This is a genomic window from Curtobacterium sp. MCSS17_008 (genome assembly GCF_003234185.1).
Classification (GTDB): Bacteria; Actinomycetota; Actinomycetes; order Actinomycetales; family Microbacteriaceae; genus Curtobacterium.
Map to the genome: position 1 here is coordinate 1 of NZ_QKSM01000001.1, position 26,057 is coordinate 26,057.

Below are 26,057 nucleotides of genomic sequence, written 5' to 3' on the forward strand. Positions count from 1 at the left end.
AAGATATTTTTTTTTTCAAGAAAAAAACGGCATACCAGGTGGGCAGGGCCCTGGTGGGCTCGCAGATGTGTTTAAGAGGCAGCCCCCCCCCCGCGGGCTCGCCGACGGATCATCCGTCCTGTCGGCTCGCGTGCTTACAATCGTCGGAGGCGCGGTGACCGACACCGCCCGGAGGGAGACGCGCGGATGAGCGACACCATCATCGACAACGCACCGGCGACGGACGCACGCGCGCACGGCGTCGCGCTCAGCGACGCAGCGGCCGCGAAGGTGGCGAGCCTCCTCGAGCAGGAGGGCCGCGACGACCTCCGTCTGCGCCTCGCGGTCCAGCCCGGCGGCTGCTCGGGTCTGATCTACCAGCTGTACTTCGACGAGCGCCTGCTCGACGGCGACGCCACGGCCGAGTTCGGCAGCGGGGTCGAGGTCGTCGTCGACAAGATGAGCGTCCCCTACCTCGACGGCGCGACCATCGACTTCGAGGACACCATCCAGAAGCAGGGCTTCACCATCGACAACCCCAACGCGCAGGGCAGCTGCGCGTGCGGCGACAGCTTCCACTGACGCCCCGGCGGTCACCTGGCCGCCGACCGGACCGACACGCGAGCGGGGAGCGACCGATCTGGTCGCTCCCCGCTCGTCGTCCGTGGCGGGGTGCACGCCCGTCGCGACCGGGGGAAAGCGGCCTCGAGTGCCCGCCGATCGAACCCCGCACCGTGTCGTGTGTGCGCGCGACGTCACCAGCTGCGAGTAAGCTAGGAGTGTTCCAACCAAGCTGGGAGCCAGCATCGTGCGGCCTTGGTGTCGCCGGCTCCCGTGGCATGTCTTCCGAGAGGTAACAGTGCGTTCGAATCGCCGTATACGTTGGGCGGCCGTCCCGGTGGCCGTCGGTCTGGTCATCGCACTGGCTGGCTGCACGCAGCAGCAGATGAACGGGTGGCTCCCGGGCACCGAGGAGACGAAGGACGTCACGAACCACACGAGCCGCATCGTCGGCCTGTGGACCACCAGCTGGGTCGTGCTCCTGGCGGTCGGTCTCATCGTGTGGGGCCTCGTGATCTGGGCCGCGATCGTCTACCGCCGCCGCAAGGGCCAGACGGGCCTGCCGGTGCAGATGCGGTACAACATGCCGCTCGAGATCTTCTACACGATCGTGCCGCTCATCCTGGTGCTCGGCTTCTTCGCCTTCACCGCGAAGGACCAGTCGGCGATCGAGAAGCCGTTCGACGACCCGGACGCGACGATCCACGTGTACGGCAAGCGCTGGGCGTGGGACTTCAACTACATCGACAAGGACAATCCGCAGGACAGCGTCTACTACCAGGGCATCCAGGCCCAGGAAGAAGAGGACGGCACGGGCGCCATCGACGAGTCGCAGCTGCCCACGCTGTACCTGCCGGTCGGCAAGAAGGTCGAGATCGAGCTCTCCTCGCGCGACGTCGACCACTCCTTCTGGGTCATCGACTTCCTCTACAAGAAGGACATGCTCCCGGGCAAGACCAACTACGAGTACTTCATCCCGCAGAAGGAGGGCACGTACCAGGGCAAGTGCGCCGAACTCTGCGGTGAGTACCACTCCCTGATGCTCTTCCAGGTCAAGGTCGTGTCCGAGACGGAGTACGAGCAGTACCTCGACACGCTGCGCGAGCAGGGCAAGGTCGGCCTCCTCGGCAACGAGTACGACACCAACACGAACGAACCGAACAACGAGGCGCCGGTCGAGGCGTCGAGCGAGAACAAGTAGGGGCTCGTCAGATGACAACGTCACTCGTCGGCCAGCCGACAGCGCCGACGACGCCGGACTTCCAGGCGTCGAAGGTCGGTCGGAAGGGCAACATCATCGTCCGGTGGATCACCTCCACCGACCACAAGACCATCGGGTTCATGTACCTGATCGCCTCGTTCATCTTCTTCCTGCTCGCAGGTGTGATGGCGCTCGTGATCCGTGCCCAGCTCTTCGAGCCCGGCCTGCAGGTGGTCGCGACGAAGGAGCAGTACAACCAGCTCTTCACGATGCACGGCACGATCATGCTGCTGATGTTCGCGACGCCGCTCTTCTCGGGCTTCGCGAACGCGATCATGCCGCTGCAGATCGGTGCGCCGGACGTCGCCTTCCCGCGTCTCAACGGCTTCGCCTTCTGGCTCTACCTGTTCGGCTCGCTCATCGCGGTCGGCGGCTTCCTCACCCCGCAGGGTGCGGCCTCGTTCGGTTGGTTCGCCTACGCGCCTCTCAGTGACACGACGTTCACACCGGGCCTCGGTGGGACGCTCTGGGTCTTCGGCCTCGGCATGACCGGCTTCTCGACGATCCTCGGCGCGGTGAACTTCATCACGACGATCATCACGATGCGTGCACCGGGCATGACCATGTTCCGCATGTCGATCTTCACGTGGAACACCCTCGTGACGTCGCTCCTCGTGCTCATGGCCTTCCCGGTCCTCGCCGCCGCGCTGTTCGGTCTCGGTCTCGACCGCGTGTTCGACGCGCAGATCTACAACCCGGCCAACGGCGGTGCCCTGCTCTGGCAGCACCTCTTCTGGTTCTTCGGGCACCCCGAGGTGTACATCATCGCGCTGCCGTTCTTCGGCATCGTCTCCGAGGTCTTCCCGGTGTTCAGCCGCAAGCCGATCTTCGGGTACAAGACCCTCGTCTACGCGACCATCTCCATCGCGGCCCTCTCGGTCACCGTGTGGGCGCACCACATGTACGTGACCGGTGGCGTCCTGCTCCCGTGGTTCTCGCTCATGACGATGCTCATCGCGGTCCCGACCGGCGTGAAGATCTTCAACTGGGTCGGCACGATGTGGCGCGGTTCGGTCACCTTCGAGACCCCGCTGCTCTGGGCGCTCGGCTTCCTCATCACCTTCACCTTCGGTGGTCTCACCGGTGTGATCCTGGCGTCGCCGCCGCTCGACTTCCACGTGTCCGACTCGTACTTCGTCGTGGCGCACTTCCACTACGTGGTCTTCGGCACCGTCGTGTTCGCGATGTTCTCCGGCTTCTACTTCTGGTGGCCGAAGTGGACGGGCAAGATGCTCAACGAGCGCCTCGGCAAGATCCACTTCTGGCTGCTGTTCATCGGCTTCCACACGACGTTCCTCATCCAGCACTGGCTGGGCGTCATCGGTATGCCGCGTCGCTACGCGACCTACCTGCCGAACGACGGCTTCACCTGGATGAACCAGCTGTCGACGGTCGGCTCGATGATCCTCGCGATCTCGTTCCTGCCCTTCATCTTCAACGTCTACGTGACGGCGCGGAACGCTCCGAAGGTCGCCGTGAACGACCCGTGGGGCTACGGCCGCTCGCTCGAGTGGGCGACCAGCTGCCCGCCGCCGCGGCACAACTTCACGTCGATCCCGCGGATCCGTTCCGAGTCCCCGGCGTTCGACCTGAACCACCCGGAGGCCGGTGTGCCGATCGGTGTGGGTCCTGCGAAGGACGCTCCGGATGCTCCGACCTACGACGCCGCGAAGGGCGAGGTGAAGTAAGGCGATGCGCGCCAACGTCAACCTGTTCTGGATCCTCTTCGGGTTCTTCATCCTCGCGGACGCCGCGTACACCATCTGGGCCCTCATCTACTACGGACGTCCCGAGTGGGTCGGCACCGTGGCGATCGGTCTCACCGGGATCATGTCCGCGTTCATCGCGTTCTACCTCGGCAAGGTCATGTCCTCGCAGGGTGGTGTCCTCCCCGAGGACCGCGCCGACGCGAACATCGAGGACGGCGACGCCGAGCTCGGGCACTTCAGCCCGTGGTCGTGGTGGCCGATCCTGCTCGCGGCCTCGACGGGTATCTGCTTCCTCGGTCTCGCGGCCGGCCTCTGGATCGTCCCGATCGGGCTCGCGCTCGTGACGGTCACCCTCGTGGGCTGGGTCTACGAGTACTACCGCGGGAACTTCGGGCACTGATCCGTCCGTCGCGACGCACCTGACACCTCGGGCGGCACCACATCCGGTGCCGCCCGAAGTGCGTCCGGGGCGGCACGCATCCGCACCGACCTCCCGGCCCCGCTCGGCCGACAGCGCCGGCGAACCGACCGGGAATCAACCGGCCCGCACGTGGCTTGACCCGTGCGGACCCCGCAACCTCAGCGAAAGGACTCACCTCCGGTGACCGACAAGCGCACCCTCATCATCTTCGGCGCGACGGGCGACCTCGCCTCCCGCCTGCTGCTCCCGGGGCTCGGCACGTTCCTGCAGAGCGGACGAGCGGTCCCCGTCCAGCTGATCGGCACGGGCCGGAGCGCCCGGAGCGCGGAACAGTGGAAGGACGTGGTCACGAAGTCGTTCGCGTCGCAGGACGTCGCGGGCCCGGAGGTCGACGCGACCCTCGAGTCGACCACGTTCATCCAGGGCGACCCGACCGACCCCGAGCACCTCAAAGCGCTGCTCGACGCGGCCGAGGCGGAGCCGATCCTGTACTTCGCGCTCCCGCCGCAGATCGCCTCGGACATCTGCGAGGCACTGCAGGGCGTCGAGCTCCCCGAGGGCACGACCCTGGCGTTCGAGAAGCCGTTCGGCACCGACGTCGCCAGCGCCGAGGCACTCAACAAGACGGTGCTCGAGCTCGTCCCCGAGGAGCGCGTCCACCGCACCGACCACTTCCTCGGTCGCACCACGGTCCTCAACATCATCGGTCTGCGCTTCGCCAACCGCCTGTTCGAGCCCATCTGGAACGCGGACAACATCGAGAAGGTCGACGTCTTCTACGACGAGACCCTCGGTCTCGAGAACCGCGCGCAGTACTACGACGAGGCGGGCGCCCTGGTCGACATGATCCAGTCGCACCTGCTCCAGATCCTCGGTCTCGTCACGATGGACGCCCCGGCCGCGATCGACTCGGTGGAGTTCCGCTCGTCGCTCGCCCGCGTCCTCCGCTCGACCCGTCTCAAGGGCGACGACCCGAAGGTGGCCTCCCGCCGTGCGGTCTACACGGCGGGCACGATCGACGGCAAGGAGCTGCCCTCGTACCAGGACGAGGACGGCGTCGACCGGTCGCGCGGCACCGAGACCCTGGCCGAGATCGAGGTCGAGGTGGACACGGCCCGTTGGAAGGGCGTGCCCTTCACCCTCCGCTCCGGCAAGGCGCTCGGCGCCAGCCGCAAGGAGGTCCTCATCACCTTCAAGCCCGTGCCCCGTCTGCCCTCCGGGCTGTCCGGCCGCCCGAAGGCGGACACGCTGCGCATCGTCCTCAATCCGGACGAGATCGAGCTGAGCGTGTCGGCCAACGGCGGCGGCAACCCCTTCGAGATGGGCCAGGTCACGCTGTCGTCGTCGTTCGACGGCGGCGAGCTCACCCCCTACGGCGAGGTCCTCAACGGGATCTTCCACGACGACCCGCTGCTCTCGATCCGCGGTGACGTCGCGGAGCGCTGCTGGGAGATCGTCGAGCCGGTCGTGGACGCCTGGAAGTCGGGCGAGGTCCCGCTCGAGGAGTACCGCGCGGGCTCGCGCGGTCCGGCGGACTGGGAGTCGTCGTCCTGAGGGACGTCACGCCCTGACGGACGGGAGGCGCGGTGCCGGTCGGCACCGCGCCTCCCGTCCGTCGACCGGTGGCCGCTCAGGTCACCGGACCCGCGCCCGCGTCCCTGGCCGCCGACCGTGTCCCACCGTCGTGCCCGGCGACCCGCGTGTGGTGGCCGGCGGCGGTGCCGCGCGCGCGGGCGATCGCGTCGGCGGCCGACACCAGGGTGAGGTGGGACAGCACCTGCGGGGTGTTGCCGATGTGGTGGCCGCTCGCGACGTCGACCTCCTCGGAGAGCATGCCGACGTCGTTCGCGTAGCCGACGAGCACGTCCATCAGCCGTTCGGCGTCCTCGATGCGTCCGGAGCCGGCGTACTGCTCCACCAGCCAGAACGAGCACGCGAGGAACGGGTGCTCGCTGCCGGAGAGTCCGTCGAACCCCGAGGTCGTGCGGTACCGCAGGACGAGGCCGTGGTCACCGACCCGCAGGTCCTGCTCGATCGCCGCGACGGTCCCCGTCATGCGCGGGTCGTCCGCTGCGAGGTAGCCGATCTGCGGCAGGACCAGCAGGCTCGCGTCCACCTCGTCGGTGTCGTAGTGCTGCCGGTAGCTGCCGCGCTCGGCGTTCCAGCCGTGTTCCTCGATCTCTGCTCGGACGTCGTCGCGGAGCGCCCGCCAGCGGTCGACGGGTCCCTCGAGGCCGAAGTCCTCCACGGCGGCGACACCGCGGTCGAACGCCGCCCAGATCATCGCTCGCGAGTGGGTGAAGTGCCGCCGGGGACCGCGCATCTCCCAGATGCCGTTGTCCGGCTCCTGCCAGTGCTCCTCCACGTACCGGAGCAGGGCGCGCTGCAGCGCCCACGAGTCGGCGTTCTCCTCGACGCCGAGTTCGCGGGCGTCGTGGAGCGCTGCGAGCACCTCGCCGAACACGTCGCCCTGGTACTGCGTCGAGGCACCGTTGCCCACGCGGACGGGTGTCGAGCCCAGGTACCCCGGCAGCTCGTCGATCGTCCGCTCCGGCAACTCGCGTTCGCCGGCGACGCCGTACATGATCTGGACGTCCGCGGGATCACCGGCGACCGCCCGCAGGAGCCACCGTCGCCATGCTGCTGCCTCCTCGCGGTAGCCGTGCGCGATGAGCTCGGCGAGCGCGAGCGACGCGTCGCGCAGCCACACGAAGCGGTAGTCCCAGTTGCGTTCGCCCCCGGGGTCCTCCGGGAGGCTCGTGGTCGCGGCCGCCACGACGCCGCCGGTCGCGCCGTGCGTCATGGCCCGCAGGAGCAGCAGGGATCGTCGACTCGCCTCGGCGTACGGGCCCTCGGTGTGCGCCGTCGACATCCAGTCCAGCCACCACCGCTCGGTGCGGTCCAGCGCCGCGTCGACGTCGAGGGGCTCCGGAGGTTCCCGGTGCGAGGGGTACCAGGTGAGGACGGTGTCCACGACGTCGCCCTCCTCGACGGTCACGGTGGCGGTGTGGCGGTGACCGTCGGCGCGGAACCGCACCCCGCGGACGATGACGGAGCCCGGACCGGCGGTCGCGAGCAGGGCCGGGGCCTCGTCGCCGCCGACCTGTCGGACCCAGGGGAGTGCGCGGGCGTAGTCGAACCGGATCCGGAGCGTCTGCTCGACCTGCACCGACCCCTGCAGGCCCCGGACGCGCCGGACGATCGTCGCGTGGTGCGGGTCGACCGGCATGAAGTCGGTGACCTCGACGGTCCCGGTGGCGGTGACCCACACGGTCGAGAGGACGAGCGTGTCGCGGCGGTGTCGCCAGGTGCTCGTCGCCTCCGGGTCGGTCGGGCGGAGCGACCAGTGACCGTGTTCCTCGGTGCCGAGCAGGGACGCGAAGGCGGACGGGCTGTCGAAGCGGGGGAGGCACGCCCAGTCGATGGTGCCGTCACGTCCGACGAGGGCGGCGGTGTGCGTGTCACCGACGAGGGCGTGGTCCTCGATGCGGTTCGGCGGGGTTCCGGTGCTCATGGGCCGATCCAACCACCGTGGTCGGAGGGCGCCGCCCGGGATGAGGATCCGCTCAGTGGTCCCGGAGGACGCACCGACCGTGTCCGGTCCGCCGACGGTCGAGCCCTACAGCGGTGCCGACGGGTCGGCGTCGGTGATGCCCACCCGCGCGAGCTCCGTCCACAGCCCGGCACCGTCCGGCGCGTACACCCAGGGCGCCGCCGAGTCCCGCGAGCGTTCCTGCGCGCGCGAGCGCCCACCGGCCAGCACGGCCTCGCTCGTCGACAGCTGACGGATCGCGACGGCGGCGACGTTCTCGGGGTGCTCCTTGGCGAAGTCGCCGTAGAGCGTCTCGTCGTGCTGGCCGTCGTCACCGACCAGGAGCCACCGCACGTCGGGGAAGTCCTCGGCCAGTCGCCGCAGGCTCTGCTGCTTGTGCAGCTGCCCGCTCCGGAAGAACCGGTCGTGCGTGGGACCCCAGTCCGTGAGCAGCATGGTGCCGGACGGGTACATGTTGCGCGTCAGGAACCGCTGCAGCGTGGGCGCGACGTTCCACGCGCCGGTCGACAGGTAGACCGTCGGTGCTCCGGGGTGCTGGGCCAGCACACGTTCGTACAGCACCGACATCCCCGGCACGGGGCGCCGCGCGTGCTCCGTGAGGACGAACGAGTTCCAGGCGGCGAGCATCGGCCGGGGGAGCGAGGTCACCATGACCGTGTCGTCGACGTCGGAGACCAGCCCGAAGCGCGTGTCGGGGTCCACGATGAAGACGTCCGCCTCGACGTCCCGCATCCCACCAGCCGAAAGGCGCACGGTCTGCCACCCCGGTTCGAGGTCGATCGGGACCTTCGCGTCGACCACGCCACCGCGGTCGGACTGCACCACGTGGGTGGTGCCGCCGGCCGTCACGGTCACCTCGGCGTCGTCGACCGCGACGCTCGTGAAGCTCCGCCACCCCCGGACGCCGTAGTAGGAGGCATCGGACGCCAGCCCCCGTCGGGTGAGCAGCACGCGGCAGAGCACGCGGATCCAGCCGGGAGCACCGTAGCCCGTGTACGGGACGACGGTCGGGACGAGCCCGCGGCGCCGGGCTCGGTGCTCACGGAACTCCTGCACGGCGTCCTCGATGCGAGCGGCCCGGTGCAGGATCGGCTCGGCCAACGACGGCTCGTGGGGCGTCGAGTCGGGCATGGCCCTCATCCTTCCACGGGAACGCTCCGGGCGGCGTCCGGCGCACCCGTGCACCTGGTGAGTCGCAGCGATGTTCCAGCCGGTCTCTGCGAGAGTTGCTCCCGCAACATCCCACATGACCGCGCTCCGCCGGGAGCGCAAGAGGAGAACACGTGCTCGTCACCGAGGTACCGAACGCACTGCCGGGGGGATCATCACTGCTCAGGAACGAGCCGGTCCAAGCCCGCAGTTCGGCGCGCCTCGCGGGACTCCTGGACGCCGCGGCCGCGGTGATCGACGAGATCGGGTTCGAGCGTCTGACCACCGCCATGGTGGCCGAGCGGGCGGGGGCGTCCATCGGCACGGTCTACCGGTACTTCCCGGACCGCATCGCGGTGGTCGAGGCCCTCGCGATCCGCAGCACGCAGCGGCTGGCTGAGCGCTTCCTCACGGCGATCGACGAGAGCGACGCCGCCACGTGGCAGGACGCCTGCGACGCACTCATCGACGCGACCGTCGAGATGTACCGGACCGAGCCGGGCTTCCGGGCCATCCGCTTCGGTGACGCCGCCGACACCGGCACGCGCGACGCCGAGGACCGCATGGCGGCACTCGGGGCAGCCGTGTCGCAGGTGCTGCACGACCGGTTCGGCTTCCCGACCACCGAGCGCGTCCAGCGCACCTGGGTCGTCCTCGCCGAGTCGGCCCACGCCGTCATCGCTCGCGCGACGCGCGACCGATCTGCTCCCGACGTCGCGCTCATCGAGGAGTACCGCACGATGAGCCGCGCCCATCTCGAAGCGGTGGTCGCCGCCTCCTGATCGACGGCCGGCAGCGGTCGCAGCGCCGACGCGCCCGGCTGACTGTCGGACCGACCCCACGACGCCCGCGTTCCGAACAGGAACGCGGGCGTCGTGCGTCGCGCACCCACGTGCTCCAGGGGCGGTGGGTGTCGGATCGGCTGTCCGCGGACCGTCATGCGCCGTCACGCGCAACGACATCCGTTCTGCGCGGGTACGCTCGCACGGAGTCGGGCTACCTCCGAACAGAAGGGCACCCATGATCGAGTTCCGCTCGGTGCGCAAGACGTACCCGGACGGCACCACGGCGGTCGACGAGTTCAGCCTCGTCATCCCGTCGCGGACCACGACGGTGTTCGTCGGGTCGAGCGGGTGCGGCAAGACCACCCTGCTGCGCATGATCAACCGGATGGTCGACCCGTCCTCCGGTGCGGTCGAGATCGACGGCGAGGACGTCGCGGGTGTGGACCCCGTGCAGCTCCGCCGCCGCATCGGCTACGTCATGCAGAGCGCAGGGCTGCTGCCGCACCGGAGGGTCGCCGAGAACATCGCGACCGTGCCGCTCCTGACCGGGGTGTCCAAGGGCGAGGCCCGCGCGCGGGCCCTCGAGCTCATGGACACGGTGGGTCTCGACCGTGCGCTGGCGGACCGCTACCCGTCCCAGCTCTCCGGCGGACAGCAGCAGCGCGTGGGCGTCGCCCGCGGGCTCGCGGTGGACCCGAACATCCTGCTCATGGACGAGCCGTTCGGTGCGGTCGACCCGCTCGTGCGCGCCGATCTGCAGGACGAGCTCATCCGCCTGCAGCGCGAGCTCGGCAAGACCGTCGTCTTCGTGACCCACGACATCGACGAGGCCTTCAAGCTCGGCGACCAGGTCGTCATCCTCAAGAAGGGCGGCGAGATCGCCCAGCTCGGCACGCCCGCCGAGATCCTGGCGGAGCCGGCCGACGACTTCGTCGCGAACTTCATCGGTGCCGGACGGGGCCGTCGTGCCCTGCGGGTCGAGCAGACCCCGACCGGGCCGATCGTCGTGGACGGTGAGGGCCGCGCAGCCGGCGTGCTCACCGGTCCGGTGCAGGTGGTCGACGCCGCAGCCGCGGTGCCGCAGGTGACCGAGGCCGGGGCGCGTGACACCGCCACGGGTGCTCCGGCGCAGGGTGGGAGCACCACGTGAACTGGGTGCTGTCCAACCTCGACACGATCGGGGAGGACACGGTCTCCCACCTCGCGATCGCGATCCCGCCGATCATCATCAGCTTCGTGCTGTCCATCCCGATCGGTTGGCTCGTCGTCAAGCTCCAGCGACCCGGTGCCGGTCGGTTCGGCGCCGGAGTCGGGACGGGCATCGTGACCGTCGCCGGGCTGCTCTACGCGATCCCGTCGTTGTCGCTCTTCATCGCCCTGCCCGGCATCATCGGCACGGGGCTGCAGGACCCGGTCAACGTGGTCATCGGCCTGACGCTGTACGGGCTCGCGCTGATGGTGCGGTCGACCGTCGACGGGCTCTCCTCGGTCGATGCCGCGACCACGTCGGCTGCGTCGGCGATGGGCTACTCGCCCGCGCAGCGGTTCTTCCGCGTCGAGCTGCCGCTCGCCGGCCCGGTGCTGCTCGCGGGGCTGCGGGTCGTCACGGTGTCCACCATCTCGCTGACGACCGTCGGCGCCGTGCTCGGCATCCAGAGCCTCGGCTCGCTCTTCACCGACGGGATCGCGCGCGGCATCCAGGAGGAGATCGTCTCCGGCATCGTCGTCGTCCTGCTGTTGGCCTTCGCCCTCGACGGGCTGCTGGTGCTGGTCGGCCGACTCGTCATGCCGTGGACCCGGCGGAGCCGGACCGCCCGACGGCGCACCCGCAGGGTGCTGCAGACAGCGGAGGTCGGCTCGTGATCATCGGTCAGGCGATCGCGTGGGTGTTCGACCCCGCCAACCACACGGGCTCCAACGCCATCCCCGGTCGGCTCTGGGAGCACGTCTGGATCACGCTCCTGGCGGTGCTCCTCGCGTCGGTCCTCGCCGTCCCGGTCGGCTACGCGATCGGACACACCGGCCGCGCACGCGGGTTCGCCATCGCACTGTCCGGCGGGATCCGCGCGCTGCCGACGCTCGGCGTGCTGACGCTCTTCGGACTCCTCGCCGGCGTCGGACTGCAGGCACCGCTGCTCGCGCTCGTGATCCTGGCGATCCCCTCGGTGCTGGCCGGCGCCTACGCCGGCATCGAGTCGGTCGACCCCGGTACCGTCGACGCGGCCCGCGCCCAGGGCATGACCGGCTGGCAGGTCCTGTGGAAGGTGGAGGTGCCGCTCGGGCTCCCGCTGCTCGTCGGTGGCGTCCGCTCCGCGGTGCTGCAGGTCGTCGCGACCGCCACGTTGGCCGCGTACGTCGGATCCGGGGGACTCGGCGGGTACGTCTTCCTCGGCCTGAAGACCCAGGACTACGCCGAGATGCTCGGTGCCTCCGTGCTCGTGATCGCCCTCGCGATCGCGTTCGAGATCGTGTTCGCCGCGCTGCAGCGTGCCGTGGTGCCCAGGGGCATCGCCGGCCCGTCGGCCCGGCCGCGCCAGGGATCGCGCGAGCGAACCCGCAACCCCATCCCGGAAGGAAACCCATCGTGACCACAGCAAGGATCCGCGTCGGCCTCGCCGCCGCGACGGCACTCGGCGTCGCAGCAGCCCTCACCGGCTGTGCGTCCGGCGACCCGCTCAGCAGCGACCCCAGCGCCTCCTCCGACTCGGGGACGATCGTCGTCGGCTCGCAGCAGTACTACTCGAACGAGATCATCGCCGAGCTCTACGCGCAGATCCTCGAGGAGGACGGCTTCACCGTCGAGCGCAACTTCAACATCGGGCAGCGCGAGGTCTACATCCCGCAGCTCGAGAAGGGTGCGATCGACGTCATGCCGGAGTACAGCGGCAACCTGCTGCAGTACTTCGACAAGGACTCGGAGGCGAAGACGGCCGACGAGATCGACGAGGGCCTCGAGGCGGCCCTGCCGAAGGGTCTGCGTGTCCTCGACGAGGCCGAGGCGACGGACCAGGACAGCTACACCGTCACGAAGCAGTTCTCCGAGGAGTACGACGTCACGAGCCTGGCCGACCTGGAGAACGTCGACGAGAAGCTGACCGTCGGCGCGAACTCCGAGTTCCAGACCCGTCCGTACGGCCCCGAGGGCCTGCAGTCCGTCTACGGCGTCGACGTCGACTTCAAGTCGATCGAGGACTCCGGTGGTGCCCTCACCGTGAAGGCCCTGAAGGACGACACGGTCCAGCTCGCGAACATCTACACCTCCGACCCGAGCATCAAGGCGAACGACTTCGTCTCGCTCGAGGACCCGGAGAACCTCATCCTCCCGCAGAACGTCATCCCGGTGGTGTCGGACAAGGTGGACGAGAAGGCCGCGGACGCGATCGACCAGGTGAACGAGAAGCTCACCCCGGAGGCGCTGATCGACCTCAACACGAAGAGCACGGTCGACAAGGAGAAGGCCTCGCAGATCGCGAAGGAGTTCCTGCAGGACCAGGGGCTGCTGTAGCCGGTCGGCGCTCCGGCGCCGCCGCGGATCGAACGACAGGTGTCGGGCTTCGGCCCGGCACCTGTCGTCGTTCGTGGGAGAGGAGTGCGCGCAGGCACCAGAGCACGTGTGTTCCGCACGGGTGTGCCGATCACGGGGTGTGCACATTCGTGCAGCAGCGCGCTCTACAACTTGTCGAGGCAGGTGACCGGCCGGTAGCGTGGAGGTGTCCCGACGGGGTGACACACACCAGTCCCACTTCCCAGAGGAAGCAACTCTCGTGCACGAACAGCGCGCGGCGAACCGGCTCGGACACGCCGCATGAACGACATCCTCGATCCGCTCATCCTGTCGCGGTGGCAGTTCGGTCTCACGACGATCTACCACTTCCTCTTCGTCCCGCTGACGATCGGCATGGCCGTCGTCGTCGCGGTGTTCCAGACGGCCTGGGTCCGCACGGGGCGAGCGCACTACCTGCAGCTGACCCGGTTCTTCGGGCGCATCTTCCTCATCAACTTCGCGATGGGGGTCGTCACCGGCATCGTGCAGGAGTTCCAGTTCGGCATGAACTGGTCGAACTACTCCCGCTTCGTCGGTGACGTGTTCGGCGCTCCGCTCGCGCTCGAGGGCATCCTGGCGTTCTTCTTCGAGGCGGCGTTCATCGGCGTCTGGATCTTCGGGTGGGACCGGCTGCCGAAGGCGGTGCACCTGGCGAGCATCTGGTGCGTGAGCGTCGGCACCATGCTGTCGGCCTACTTCATCCTCGCGGCCAACGCCTTCATGCAGCACCCGGTCGGTTTCGCGATCAACGAGACCAAGGGCCGCGCGGAGCTCACCGACATCTGGGCGGTGCTGACGAACAAGGTCGCCCTGGCCGCGTTCCCGCACACGCTGTTCGGCGCGTTCATGGTGGCGGCCTCGGTCATCGTCGCGGTCGCCGCGTACCACCTGGCCCGGAACCAGAACCTCGAGACGATGATGCCGGCGCTCAAGTTCGGCATGTGGACGATGCTCGCGTCGGGCGCGCTGACGGTGCTCTCGGGCGACCAGCTCGGCCTGACGATGGTCGACACCCAGCCGATGAAGATGGCCGCGGCCGAGGCGCTCTACAACACCTCGACGGGCAGGGACGCGTCGTTCTCGATCTTCACGCTCGGCACCCCGGACGGGGTCCACGAGCTGTTCTCCATCCGCATCCCGTACCTGCTCTCGTTCCTGTCGACGCACACGTTCAACGGGACGGTCGAGGGCATCAACGACCTGCAGGCGCAGTACGCACAGGTGTACGGCCCAGGTGACTACAAGCCGATCATCTGGGTGACCTACTGGTCGTTCCGCTGGATGATCGCCCTCGGCGTCGGCGCGGTGCTCGTGTCCCTCGTCGGTCTGTGGCTGACCCGCAAGGGCCGCTTCCCGACGCAGCGGTGGGTGTGGCGCGTGGCGACGTGGTCGGTGCCCCTGCCGATGGCCGCGATGATCATGGGTTGGATCTTCACGGAGATGGGCCGGCAGCCGTGGCTCGTCTTCGGACTGCTCCGTACGGCCGACGGTGTCTCGCCGAACGTCACCGGGCTCGAGGTCCTCATCTCGCTGGTCGTGTTCACGCTCATCTACGGCGCACTCGCGGTCGTCGAGTTCAAGCTCATCAAGAAGGTCGCCCAGGAGGGTCCCGCCGCACCTGCGCAGGTCGACGAGGCCTCGGGCGAGGTCAAGCACGAAGTGACGGTGTACTAGAAGTGGACGCTGCCTGATGGATCTCCCTGTTCTGTGGTTCGCGATCGTCGGACTGTTCTTCGTCGGGTACTTCGTGCTCGACGGGTTCGACTTCGGCGTCGGCATGTCCCTGCCGTTCCTCGGCAAGGACGACACCGACCGCCGTGTCCTGATCAACACGATCGGCCCGGTGTGGGACCTCAACGAGACGTGGGTGATCGTCGCCGGCGCCTGCCTGTTCGCGGCCTTCCCGGAGTGGTACGCCACGATGTTCTCGGGCTTCTACCTGGCGCTGCTGCTCATCCTCGCGGCGCTCATCGCCCGCGGCGTGTCCTTCGAGTACCGGCACCAGGGCAAGCACCCGGAGTGGAAGCGCCGGTTCGACCTCATGATCGTCGTCGGCAGCGCCGTGCCGTCGTTCCTGTGGGGTGTGGCGTTCGGCAACGTCGTCCGGGGCATCCCGATGGACGCCGACCACAACTACACCGGCACCCTGTTCGACCTGCTCAACCCGTTCGCCCTGCTGACCGGGCTCGCGACCCTCGTGGTGTTCTTCACGCACGGCGTCGTGTTCGTCGCGCTGAAGACCGAGGGTGAGATCCGCGAGCGAGCCAAGCGGCTCGCGACCCGCGCGGGTGTGCTGACGATCGTCGTCGGCGCCGCGTTCCTGGTCGCGATGGCGTTCGTCCGGGCCACCCCGGCGTCCCTGGTGCTGTCGGTCGTGGCCGCGTTGGCGCTCGTCCTGGCGGTGCTCTGCAACGCGTGGGGCAAGGAGGGTCGGGCGTTCACGCTCATGGCCGTCACGATCGCGGCGGTGGTGCTGGCGATGTTCACGGCGATCTTCCCGGACGTGATGCCCGCCTCGAACGACCCGGCAAACAGCCTGACCGTGGTCAACGCCTCGAGCGGCGCCTACACGCTGACGGTGATGAGCTGGGTGGCGCTGATCTTCGTGCCGCTCGTGCTCGCCTACCAGGCCTGGACGTACTGGGTGTTCCGCAAACGCGTCTCGCGGGCACACATCACCCAGGCCGCACACTAGGCGGCCCGGGGTGAAGCCGCTCGACCCGCGTCTGCTCCGCCTCTCCCGCGCCGCGCGCGGTTCCGTCGTCGCGTCCGCTGCGACGGGACTCGTGCGCACGCTCGCGACGATCGGTATCGCGTGGGGGATCGCCGCCGCGGTCACCCTCGGCGTCGACGCCGTCCCGGACGGCCGGGTGCCGGCGGCCCTCACACCGACGCTCGCGCTCCTCGCCGCTGCGTTCGTGGTCCGAGCGGTCGCCGCGTGGGCGACCGACGACCTGGCGGCGCGGGCCGGGGCGACCGTCAAGAGCGAGCTGCGGACCACGGTGCTCGCGCGGGCGGCGGACCGCGGGCCGTCCTGGCTCGCCGAGCGGTCGTCCGCCGGCTTCGCGACGACCCTCGGCCCGGGTCTCGACGCCCTCGACGCCTACTTCGGCCGGTACGTGCCGCAGCTCGCGCTCACGGCCGTCGCGACGCCGGTGCTGCTCGTCGCCATCGCGTACGCCGACCTGACCAGCGCGCTGGTCATCCTGTTCGCCATGCCGGTCATCCCGGTGTTCATGGTGCTCATCGGCCTCGCGACCCAGGCCCTCCAGCGGAAGCAGTCGGACGCGCTCGCACGGCTCGGTGGCGCGTTCACCGAGGCGGTCGAGGGCCTGTCCACCCTGAAGGCGTTCGGTCGTGCCCGGCGCCAGGTCGGTCGCATCGGCACGGTGACCGACGAGTACCGGCGCGGCACCATCGGGGTCCTGCGCCTGTCGTTCGTGAGCGGCTTCGCCCTCGAGCTCGCGGCGAGCCTGTCCGTCGCACTCGTCGCCGTGTCGATCGGCGTGCGACTCGTCGACGGCTCGCTCGGCCTCGGCGTCGCGATGTTCGTCCTCGTCCTGGCACCGGAGGCGTTCGCGCCCGTCCGCCAGGTCGGCGCCGACTTCCACGCCGCGCAGGACGGCGTCGAGGCCTCGGCCGCGGTCCTCGACGTCCTCGACGACCGCGCGCCCGGGTCGCTTGACCGCGACCCCCGACGCGACCCCGCAGGCGAGGCCGCCGCGGTCACCACCGCTCCGGCGGACCTGGTCGTCGAGGGACTCGTCGTCCGCCGACCGGACGTCGTGATCGGTCCGTTCGACCTCCGCGCCGCGCCGGGCACCGTCGTCGCGCTCGCCGGACCGAGCGGGTCCGGCAAGTCGAGTCTGATCGCCGCGATCCGCGGCGTCCTGCCCCACGACGGCACCGTCACGGTCCCCGGGCCGGCCGGGACGACCCGTGAGGAGCGCGTCACGTGGGCCGACCAGCGGCCGCGCCTGGTGCGCGGCACGGTCGCCGAGAACGTGGCCCTCACCACCGAACCCGACGAGGGCGACGTCCGCCGCGCCCTGGCCGAGGCCGGTCTGCCGGTCGAGCCGAGCCTCCCGATCGGGTCCGGCGGGAGCGGTCTGTCCGGCGGCCAGGCGCAGCGTGTGTCGGTCGCACGGGCCCTCTACCGCGCCCGACGGGCGCGGACCCCGCTCGTGCTGCTCGACGAGCCGACGTCCGCGCTCGACGCGGACGCGGAGCAGATCGTCGTGCGCGCCGTGCGGGCGCTCGCCGCGGACGGGGCGGTGGTCGTGGTCGCGAGCCACCGGCCAGCGGTGCTCGCCGCGGCCGACGTCCGCTTCGACGTGCAGCCGGGTGGTTCCGTCGCCGTGACCGACCCGCAGGGGGCACGGGCATGAGCCGGGAGGCACGACCGTCGTCCGTCCTCCGGCTCGCGATGCCGCACGGGGCCGGGTGGGCGAAGGCGGTGGCCGCCGGCACGCTCAGTGCCGTCTGCGCCGTGGCGCTCCTCGCCGCGAGCGGGTACCTCATCACCCGGGCCGCCGAGCAGCCGCCGATCCTGTACCTGACGCTCGTCATGGTCGGGGTGCGCGCCTTCGCCCTCGGACGCGCGGCCCTGCGCTACGTCGACCGGCTCGCCGGGCACGACGCGTCCTTCCGGCAGCTCGCCGTGGTGCGGACCGAGATGTACCGGCGGCTCGCATCGGTGGCGCCGGCCGGGCTGGGCTCGACCGGACGCGGCGACCTGCTCACACGGCTCGTCACCGACACCGACCGGCTGCAGGACCTGCCCATCCGGGTCGTCGGGCCGCTCGTGTCCGCCGGGACCGTCGCCGTGCTCTCTGTCGTCGCGGTGGCGGTCGTGTGGTTGCCCGCGGCACTCGTGCTCGTCGTCGCCCTCGCCGTGGCGGCGCTGCTCGGGACCGTCACGACCCTGTCCGTCGCCCGGCGCTCGGACCGCGAGACCGCGGCCGAGCGCGGGCGCGTCGCCGACCTCGTGCTCGACACCGTCCGGACGCTCGACGTCTTCGTCGCGTACGGCACGCTGTCCGACCGCCTCGCGACCATCGCCGCCCTCGACGACCGCGTCACCCGCGCCGTCCGTCGCCGTGCCACCGTCGAGTCGCTCGTCGGGGCCCTCGTCGGCCTGGTCGGTGGGGGAGCCGTCGTCGGGGTGCTCGCGGTCGGGGCGCCGGCGGTCGTGACCGGGGCGCTCGACGGGCCGCTGTGGGCGCTCGTGGTCTTCGTGCCGCTCGCGCTCTTCGAGGTCGTCGCCGGGGTCCCGCTCGCGGTCCTCACCCTGCGCCGGGTGCGTGCGGCCGCGGAGCGCGTGGAGCGGGTGGTCCCCGCCGTCGCGCCGTCCGGGATCGTGCCCGAGCCCGAGCAGCCGGCCGATCCCGTCGACCTCGTCGTCGACGGTCCGGTCACCGTCTCGCTCCGCGACCTGACCGTGCGGTGGCCGGGAGCGTCGGCGCCGGCGGTCGACCGGGTGTCGCTCGACCTGCTCCCCGGCGAGGTCGTCGTGCTCGAGGGGCCGAGCGGTGCCGGCAAGTCGACCCTCGTGGACGCCCTGGTGCGGTTCGTCGACCACGAGGGCTCCTACACGCTCGACGGGGTGGAGGCGCGCACGATCCACCCGGACGCGGTCCGCGCCCGGGTCGGGCTCGTCGAGCAGGACCCGTTCGTGTTCGACCGGTCCGTGCGCCAGAACCTGCTCTTCGCCCGGGACACCGCCTCGGACGAGGAGCTCACCGACGTGCTCGATCGCGTCGGTCTCGGGGCGTGGGTCGAGCGCCGTGGGGGGCTCGACGCCCCCGTGGGGGAACGCGGCGTGCTGTTGTCCGGTGGGCAGGCGCACCGTCTCGCCCTCGCCCGCGCCCTCCTGCACGCGTTCCCCGTGCTCGTGCTCGACGAGCCCACCGCCGACGTCGATCCCGACCTGGGTGACGCCGTGCTGCGCGACCTCGTCGGGGCAGCGCGTCAGGTCGGGCGCACCGTCCTCGTCGTGTCGCACGTGCCGGTGCCGGCGGACCTCGTCGACCGCACGGTCCGGATGCGGGACGGACGGCTCGTGACGGCCTGATCCGGGGCCGACGCCACCGCACCACGCGGCGGCGGTGCGGTCCGCCGTCGGGGCCGGGACGGGCCTCCAGGCCTTGTACCCTTGGTGATCGTGACCACCGAGCACCCCACCGAGCACGCAGCCGTTGACGCCGACGCCTACGACTTCCGCCGCATCCAGGAGAAGTGGCAGCCCCGCTGGGAGGAACTCGGGCTCTTCACGACGGACCTCGACGACAACCGTCCGCGCAAGTACATCCTCGAGATGTTCCCCTACCCGTCCGGCGACCTGCACATGGGGCACGCCGAGAACTGGGCGCTCGGCGACTTCGTGGCGCGGTACTGGCGGCAGCAGGGCTTCAACGTCCTGCACCCCATCGGGTGGGACTCCTTCGGCCTGCCGGCCGAGAACGCGGCGATCAAGCGCGGGGTCGACCCCCGGGAGTGGACGTACGCGAACATCGAGCAGCAGAAGGCCTCGTTCAAGCGGTACGCGCCGTCCTTCGACTGGACGACCGAGATCCACACCTCGGACCCCGAGTACTACAAGTGGAACCAGTGGCTGTTCCTCAAGATGTACGAGAAGGGCCTGGCGTACCGGAAGGACAGCTGGGTCAACTGGGACCCGGTGGACCAGACCGTGCTCGCGAACGAGCAGGTGCTGCCCGACGGCACGTCCGACCGCTCCGGTGCGGTCGTCGTCAAGAAGAAGCTGACGCAGTGGTACTTCGCGATCACGAAGTACGCCGACCGCCTGCTCGACGACCTCAACCAGCTCGAGGGTCGGTGGCCGGCGAAGGTCATCGCGCAGCAGCGCAACTGGATCGGCCGCTCGGTCGGCGCCGACGTCGACTTCGTCATCGAGGGCCGCGACGAGCCGGTCACCGTGTTCACGACGCGACCGGACACCATCCACGGCGTGACGTTCCTGGTCGTCGCACCCGACTCCGACCTGGCGGCCGAGCTGGTGGAGTCGACTGACGAGTCCGTCCGTTCGGCCTTCGCCGACTACCTGACCGCGACGCAGAAGACCTCGGAGATCGACCGCCAGAACGCCGACCGCCCGAAGACCGGCGTCCCGCTCGGCCGCTCCGCGATCCACCCGCTGACGGGGGAGCGCCTGCCGATCTGGGCCGCCGACTACGTGCTCGCCGACTACGGCCACGGCGCGGTCATGGCCGTGCCGGCGCACGACCAGCGCGACCTCGACTTCGCCCGTGCGTTCGACCTGCCGGTGAAGGTCGTCGTCGACACGAACCAACCCGTGACCGGCGCGATCCCGGTCATCCCCGAGGGCGCGACCCTCGAGGACCTGCCCGCGCTCGACCCGGTGTCGACCGGTGAGGCCCTGACCGGCCAGGGCCGGATGATCAACTCGGGTCCGCTCGACGGCATGTCGAAGCAGCACGCGATCACGGCGGCGATCTCGCTGCTCGAGGAGCGTGGCACGGGCCGGGCGGCGAAGACCTACCGCCTGCGCGACTGGCTCATCTCGCGCCAGCGCTTCTGGGGCACCCCGATCCCGATCATCCACGGCGAGGACGGCACCGAGTACCCGGTGCCCGAGGACCAGTTGCCGATCACCCTGCCGTCGACCGAGGGACTCGACCTCAAGCCGAAGGGGACCTCGCCCCTCGGCGGCGCGACGGACTGGGTGAACGTGCCGAACCCCGTCGACGGCTCGCCCGCGATGCGCGACACCGACACGATGGACACGTTCGTCGACTCGTCGTGGTACTTCCTGCGCTTCCTGTCCGCTAACGACGACACGCAGGCGTTCGACCCGGGGACCGCGCGCAAGTGGGCACCGGTCGACCAGTACATCGGCGGCATCGAGCACGCCATCCTGCACCTGCTCTACGCCCGTTTCGTCACGAAGGTCCTGTTCGACCTCGGCTACCTCGACTTCACCGAGCCGTTCTCGGCGCTGCTCAACCAGGGCATGGTGCTGTCCGGCGGCTCGAAGATGTCGAAGTCGAAGGGCGGCGTCTCGCTCGGCGACGAGCTCGACGCGAACGGCGTCGACGCGATCCGTCTCGTGATGGGCTTCGCCGGTCCGCCGGAGGACGACATCAACTGGGAGGACGTGTCGCCGTCGGCGTCGGCGCGCTTCCTGGCCCGTGCCTACCGTCTGGCGCTCGACGTGACGAGCCCGAAGGACGCCGTGTGGGCCGACGGTGACCGGGCGCTGCGTCAGGTGACGCACCGGTTCCTCGCCGACGCTCCGGGGCTCATGGAGGCGTTCAAGTTCAACGTCGTCATCGCGCGGCTCATGGACCTGGTGAACGTCACGCGCAAGGCCATCGACAACGGTCCCGGCGCGGGCGACCCAGCCGTGCGCGAGGCGGTCGAGACCGTCGCGCTCGGCCTGAGCGTCTTCGCCCCGTACACCGGCGAGGAGATGTGGGAGAAGCTGGGCCACGAGGCGACCGTCGCGACGCACGGGTGGCGCAAGGCCGATCCGACGCTGCTCGTCCAGGACACGCTGACGGCGGTCGTGCAGGTGAACGGCAAGGTCCGTGACTCCTTCGAGGTCTCGAAGTCGATCGAGGCGGACGAGCTCGAGCAACTCGCGCGGTCCTCGGCGAACGTGCAGCGCTACATCGGTGACCGCGAGATCGTGAAGGTGATCGTCCGGGCGCCGAAGCTCGTGAACATCGCGATCAAGGGCTGAGGAGACTCCTCCTCAGCCGACCGGCCCGGCGGGCTCCTCCACAGGAGGAGTCGCCGGGCCTTCGTCGTCCGCGGGCACGACCTACCGTTCCGGCCATGTCCCACGTCGAACCACCGGTCGTCACCTCCTCGTCGTCACCCGGTCCGTCCCGGTCGGACCGGTCGTCCCCGTCGCCGGAGCCCGACCCCCGGTGGTCGCGCTGGGCGCTGACACCGCGGGCGGCCGTGGTGCTCGCCGCGGTGGTCGTCACGGTCGCACTCGTGGTCGTCGCCGTCGGCACACTCGGCGCTCGGTCCTCCGGCGGCGTGACGGTGACGAGCGGGCCGTCGGTCGCCGGGACGCCCGGTGCCGCGGCGACCGGGCCGGCTGCGGGCAGGTCCCGGGACGGTGCCGACGGACGCGCCGCGTCGGACGGGCCGGGCGCGTCGGCCTCGGCCTCGTCGTCGCCGTCGGTGGTCGCGGTGTACGTGCTCGGGGCCGTCGCGCGGGCCGGCGTGGTCGACGTGCCGGACGGCACCCGGGTCGACGCGGTGCTGGAGCGTGCCGGGGGAGCGACGGCGGACGCCGACCTCGCGCGGTTGAACCTCGCGCGTCCCGTCGTGGACGGGGAACGGCTCTACGTGCCGCGCGTCGACGAGCCGGAGGTGCCCGAGGCGCTCGGCCCGGACGTCGGTGGCGCGACCGGGAGCGGGTCGCCGGCCGGATCCGGAACCGGGTCTCCTGCTGCGGGCGCGGACAGCGCCGACTCCGTCGTCGATCTGAACGCAGCCGACCAGGTGACGCTCGAGACGCTGCCCGGGATCGGACCCGCACTGGCGGCCCGCATCCTGGCGTGGCGGGAGGAGCACGGGGGCTTCTCGTCGGTCGAGGACCTGCTCGAGGTCAGCGGCATCGGGGACGGGCGGTTCGCCGAGCTGCGCGACCGGGTCCGGGTCTGACGCCGTGGGACTGCAGCCGAGCACGGCGGACCTGCGCCTGGCCGGTCCCGTCGCCGTGGCGTGGGTCGAGGCCGTCCTGCTCGTGGGTGCACCCGACGCCGCGTGGTGGTGCGCCGCGAGCACCGCGGTCGCGGGTGTCGTGGCCGTCGTCCTGCTCGCGGTGCGGCCGCGCCGCGCGCCGACGGCGCTGCCTGCGGTGCTCGGCTCCCTGGTGGTGGTCGCCGCGTGCTGCACCCTGGTCGCGCTCTCGGTCGGCGTGCGTGCACCCGTTCGGGCACCCGAGGGGCTCGACGACCGGGTCGGTCGGACGGTCGCGGTCGAGGTCGTGCTCACCCGGGACCTGACCGTCACCGACCGGTCGACCACCGGCACGCTGCGCCGACTGGACGGTCACGGCGGACTCCGGGTTCCGGTGCGGGTCGTGCCCGCCACGTCCGGGACGCCGCCGTGGTCCGCCGCGGCGGGCACGCTGCTCGTCGGTCGCGCCACGGTCGAGACGGACGGCGACGGCTCCCCGACCGCTGCCGTGGTGTTCCTCCGCGGCACCCCGACGTCCGAAGCGCCGACCGGGCTGCTCGCCGCGACGGACCGGGTCCGCCGCGCCTTCGTCGCGGTCACCGACGACCTGCCGGAACCGGGCGGGGCGCTCCTGCGCGGGCTCGCGATCGGGGACCGCAGCGGGCTCGACCCGGCGACCGAGGCAGCGATGGAGACGACCGGGCTGACCCACCTGACCGCCGTGTCCGGGTCGAACTGTGCGGTCGTCGTCGCCCTGGTGGTGGCGGTCGGGCGGGCGCTCGGGCTGTCCCGGCTGCTCCGCGCGATCGGGGCCGTCGGGTTCCTCGTCACCTTCGTGGTGCTCGTGCGCCCGGACCCCTCGATCGTCCGTGCCGCCGTCATGGCGGTGGTCGTCCTGCTCGTCCGACTGTCCGGTCGGCCCCTGCGCGGGGTCCCGCTCCTGGCGCTCACGGTGCTCGGCATGCTGACCGCAGTCCCCTGGTACGCGCGGGCGCCCGCGTTCGCGCTGTCCGTGCTCGCGACGGGGGGCATCCTCGTCCTGGCCCCGAGGGCCACCGAGCTCCTCGGGCGACGGCTGTGGACGCCCGTCGCGGCCGCCGTGGCCGTCCCGGTCGCAGCGCAGCTCGCCTGCTGGCCCGTCACGGTCGTCCTCGCCCCGACCCTGCCGACCTACGCGGTCCCGGCGAACCTGCTCACCGAGCCGCTCGCCCCGGTCGTCACCGTCACCGGTCTCGCCGCGTGCCTGCTCGCGCCGGTGTGGCCGTGGGGAGCATCGGTCGTGGCCCACGTCGCCTGGGTGCCGGCCGCGGCGATCGGAGTCGTCGCGCACGGCGTGGCCGCGCTGCCGGCGGCTTCCCTCGACTGGCCCGCCGGTGCCGTCGGTGCCGCGGCGGCCGCGGTCGTGAGCGGCACCGTGGCCGCGGCGGTGCTCGCGCGCGGGACCGCTCGCCGGCGGTGGCTCGCCGCGTCGGGTGCGGTCGTCGTGCTCGGGCTCGGTGTCGTCGCCGTCCCACGGCTCGTCGTCCGGAGCACGGTACCGGACGCATGGTCGGTCGCTGCGTGCGACGTCGGTCAGGGCGACGCGGTCCTCGTCCGCGACGGCTCGGGTCCGGTCGCGTTGATCGACACCGGGGACGACGAGGAACTGCTCCTGCGGTGCCTCGACCTGCTCGACGTTGCTCGGATCGACCTGCTCGTGCTCACGCACTTCGACCGCGACCACGTCGGCGCGGTGGACGCGGTGGCGGACCGCGCCGCACGGGCGCTCGTCGGCCCCGCCGGCCGGCCCGAGGACGACCGCGTGGTCGAGGTGCTCGAGCGGGCGGGCGTCGAGGTCCACACCGCCGACGACGGGACCTCCGGCACGCTCGGGTCCCTGCGCTGGCGCGTGGTGTGGCCGCTCGCCGGTTCGTCGGCCTCGGGGAACGACGCGAGCGTGGTGCTCGAGACCACGGCGGACCCGTCCTGCGGCGCGTGCGTGTCCGGGGTGTTCCTCGGCGACCTCGGGGAGCGTGCGCAGCGCCACCTGCGCCCGCTCGTCGAGGCACACCCTGAGGTGGTCAAGGTCGCGCACCACGGCTCCGCCGACCAGGACCCGGCGCTCTACCGGCAGCTCGGCGCACCGGTCGGGCTCATCGGGGTCGGCGCCGGCAACACCTACGGCCACCCCACGCGGTCTGCACTCGAGATGCTGCACGCGGCCGGCACGACGGCGTTCCGGACGGACACGCAGGGCACGATCGTCGTGTCGAGGGAACGCGGGGGAGCGCTGCACGTGTGGACCGAGCGCGCGACGGCGGGACCGTCGGCGCTGGCCCGTAGGATCGGACCAGGCCCGGACCCGCTCGCCCCGGCGCCGACGGAAGGAACGCATGCCCGCCAAGAAGCCCACGCGCGCCGCCGCCAAGATCGACCAGGTGCCGTGGTCCGGCGTCCGGCCCGCACCGGTCGTGCTCATCACCGGCCCAGAGTCGTTCCTGGCGGACCGGGCGAGCAGCGTCCTCCGCGACCTGCTCGTGGGCGAGGACCCGGCGCTCGAGGTGCACGACCTCGAAGCCGACCAGTACGCGCCCGGGCTCCTCGCGACGCTCGCGAGCCCGTCGCTGTTCGGCGAGCCGCGGCTGGTCCGTGTCACGAACGTCGAGAAGTGCACGGACGCCTTCATCACCGAGACCATCACCTACCTGCAGGCACCGGCGGACGACGTCACGCTCGTGCTGCGGCACGGCGGCGGTGTCCGGGGCAAGAAGCTCCTCGACACGATCCGGAGCGGGGTCGGCGGCGGCGTCGAGGTGCAGTGCGACGAGCTCAAGCGCGACACCGACAAGATCGACTTCGTGAACGCCGAGTTCCGGGCGGCCAGGCGGAAGATCGCACCGTCGGCGGTCCGGACGCTCGTCGCGGCGTTCTCCGACGACCTGGCCGAGCTCGCCGCCGCGTGCCGACAGCTGCTCGCGGACGAGGCCGAGGAGATCACCGACCGCGTCGTCGACAAGTACCACGGCGGGCGCGTCGAGACGAACGCGTTCAAGGTCGCCGACATCGCGCTCGCGGGACGGTCGGCGCCGGCGATCGTCGAGCTCCGCCACGCGCTGGCGACCGGCGAGGCCCCGGTGCCGATCGTCGCAGCGTTCGCGAGCAAGATCCGCACGATGGCGAAGGTGAGTGCCTTCCGCGGCCCGAGCGGGCAGGCGGCGTCGGCGCTGGGCATGGCACCGTGGCAGGTGCAGCGGGCGCAGCGCGACGTCGCGGGCTGGAGCGAAGCCGGACTCGCCAACGCGATCACGAGCATCGCTGCGGCGGACACCGCGGTGAAGGGCGGCTCGCGCGACGCGCACTACGCGCTCGAGGTGATGGTCAGGACCATCGCCCGACGCGGCGAGGACCGCTGACGCGGGTCGCGCCTCCCGTCCG

Annotated in this window: 19 protein-coding genes and 1 pseudogene; 18 read left to right on the top strand and 2 right to left on the bottom strand. The window is 71.0% G+C overall.

The genetic code is table 11. The features are described 5' to 3' along the window. Nucleotides 1-186 precede the first annotated feature (186 nt). From DEJ23_RS00005 to DEJ23_RS00025, 5 genes are all read left to right on the top strand, one after another. Nucleotides 187-561: an iron-sulfur cluster assembly accessory protein gene (locus DEJ23_RS00005; RefSeq protein WP_111225812.1), complete on the top strand. Its 375-nt coding sequence runs from the start codon at nt 187-189 to the stop codon at nt 559-561. Between the two features lie 277 nt (nt 562-838). Beyond that, nucleotides 839-1,741, top strand: a complete 903-nt coding sequence (gene coxB / locus DEJ23_RS00010) for a cytochrome c oxidase subunit II (RefSeq protein WP_111238252.1) — start codon at nt 839-841, stop codon at nt 1,739-1,741. Between the two features lie 11 nt (nt 1,742-1,752). Beyond that, nucleotides 1,753-3,489 (top strand): cytochrome c oxidase subunit I, encoded by a 1,737-nt coding sequence (gene ctaD / locus DEJ23_RS00015; protein WP_111238253.1) that lies wholly within the window; start codon nt 1,753-1,755, stop codon nt 3,487-3,489. Between the two features lie 4 nt (nt 3,490-3,493). Then, the gene (locus DEJ23_RS00020) at nt 3,494-3,910 is read left to right on the top strand and encodes a cytochrome c oxidase subunit 4 (RefSeq protein WP_111238254.1); all 417 of its coding nucleotides are present in this window, start codon (nt 3,494-3,496) and stop codon (nt 3,908-3,910) included. 201 nt (nt 3,911-4,111) lie between these two features. Then, nucleotides 4,112-5,485 (top strand): glucose-6-phosphate dehydrogenase, encoded by a 1,374-nt coding sequence (locus DEJ23_RS00025; RefSeq protein ID WP_111238255.1) that lies wholly within the window; start codon nt 4,112-4,114, stop codon nt 5,483-5,485. A 76-nt stretch (nt 5,486-5,561) separates the two neighbouring features. Here the strand turns inward: DEJ23_RS00025 and DEJ23_RS00030 are convergent, their stop codons facing one another. Together DEJ23_RS00030 and DEJ23_RS00035 are read right to left on the bottom strand one after the other, a co-directional pair. Beyond that, nucleotides 5,562-7,445: a glycoside hydrolase family 15 protein gene (locus DEJ23_RS00030; RefSeq protein ID WP_111238256.1), complete on the bottom strand. Its 1,884-nt coding sequence runs from the start codon at nt 7,443-7,445 to the stop codon at nt 5,562-5,564. 105 nt (nt 7,446-7,550) lie between these two features. Continuing rightward, nucleotides 7,551-8,615: an App1 family protein gene (locus DEJ23_RS00035; RefSeq protein ID WP_111238257.1), complete on the bottom strand. Its 1,065-nt coding sequence runs from the start codon at nt 8,613-8,615 to the stop codon at nt 7,551-7,553. Between the two features lie 152 nt (nt 8,616-8,767). Here DEJ23_RS00035 and DEJ23_RS00040 point away from each other — a divergent pair, with 152 nt between their 5' ends. The 13 genes and pseudogenes from DEJ23_RS00040 (at nt 8,768) to holA (ending at nt 26,035) form a co-directional block, all read left to right on the top strand. After that, the gene (locus DEJ23_RS00040; protein ID WP_111238258.1) at nt 8,768-9,415 is read left to right on the top strand and encodes a TetR/AcrR family transcriptional regulator; all 648 of its coding nucleotides are present in this window, start codon (nt 8,768-8,770) and stop codon (nt 9,413-9,415) included. A gap of 238 nt (nt 9,416-9,653) precedes the next feature. Further along, a complete protein-coding gene (locus tag DEJ23_RS00045) occupies nt 9,654-10,568 on the top strand; it encodes an ABC transporter ATP-binding protein (RefSeq protein ID WP_111238259.1) in 915 nt (304 codons plus the stop codon). Next, nucleotides 10,565-11,281 carry an ABC transporter permease gene (locus tag DEJ23_RS00050; RefSeq protein ID WP_111238260.1) on the top strand — a complete coding sequence of 239 codons (717 nt, stop codon included), beginning with the start codon at nt 10,565-10,567 and terminating at the stop codon, nt 11,279-11,281. Before DEJ23_RS00045 ends, DEJ23_RS00050 begins: the two co-directional genes overlap by 4 nt. After that, complete coding sequence (locus DEJ23_RS00055; protein WP_111238684.1) at nt 11,278-12,006, top strand: ABC transporter permease; 729 nt, start codon at nt 11,278-11,280, stop codon at nt 12,004-12,006. Before DEJ23_RS00050 ends, DEJ23_RS00055 begins: the two co-directional genes overlap by 4 nt. Further along, entirely contained in the window at nt 12,003-12,923 is a 921-nt protein-coding gene (locus DEJ23_RS00060) for an ABC transporter substrate-binding protein (protein ID WP_309147068.1), read from the top strand. Before DEJ23_RS00055 ends, DEJ23_RS00060 begins: the two co-directional genes overlap by 4 nt. 300 nt (nt 12,924-13,223) lie before the next feature. After that, complete coding sequence (locus DEJ23_RS00065) at nt 13,224-14,636, top strand: cytochrome ubiquinol oxidase subunit I (RefSeq protein ID WP_111238261.1); 1,413 nt, start codon at nt 13,224-13,226, stop codon at nt 14,634-14,636. Nucleotides 14,637-14,652: 16 nt separating this feature from the next. After that, complete coding sequence (gene cydB / locus DEJ23_RS00070; protein ID WP_111238262.1) at nt 14,653-15,657, top strand: cytochrome d ubiquinol oxidase subunit II; 1,005 nt, start codon at nt 14,653-14,655, stop codon at nt 15,655-15,657. 10 nt (nt 15,658-15,667) lie between these two features. Continuing rightward, nucleotides 15,668-17,350 (top strand): thiol reductant ABC exporter subunit CydD, encoded by a 1,683-nt coding sequence (gene cydD / locus DEJ23_RS00075; protein ID WP_111238263.1) that lies wholly within the window; start codon nt 15,668-15,670, stop codon nt 17,348-17,350. Then, complete coding sequence (cydC, locus tag DEJ23_RS00080; protein ID WP_111238264.1) at nt 17,347-19,035, top strand: thiol reductant ABC exporter subunit CydC; 1,689 nt, start codon at nt 17,347-17,349, stop codon at nt 19,033-19,035. The genes cydD and cydC overlap by 4 nt, the downstream gene beginning before the upstream one ends. Nucleotides 19,036-19,125: 90 nt before the next feature. Next, the gene (gene leuS / locus DEJ23_RS00085) at nt 19,126-21,687 is read left to right on the top strand and encodes a leucine--tRNA ligase (RefSeq protein WP_111238686.1); all 2,562 of its coding nucleotides are present in this window, start codon (nt 19,126-19,128) and stop codon (nt 21,685-21,687) included. 95 nt (nt 21,688-21,782) lie between these two features. After that, entirely contained in the window at nt 21,783-22,625 is an 843-nt protein-coding gene (locus DEJ23_RS00090; protein ID WP_111238265.1) for a ComEA family DNA-binding protein, read from the top strand. 706 nt (nt 22,626-23,331) lie between these two features. Then, a pseudogene (locus tag DEJ23_RS16050) lies at nt 23,332-24,387 on the top strand (ComEC/Rec2 family competence protein); the annotation flags it as partial. Between the two features lie 628 nt (nt 24,388-25,015). Then, nucleotides 25,016-26,035 (top strand): DNA polymerase III subunit delta, encoded by a 1,020-nt coding sequence (holA, locus tag DEJ23_RS00105; protein WP_111238266.1) that lies wholly within the window; start codon nt 25,016-25,018, stop codon nt 26,033-26,035. The last annotated feature ends 22 nt before the right edge of the window (nt 26,036-26,057 follow it).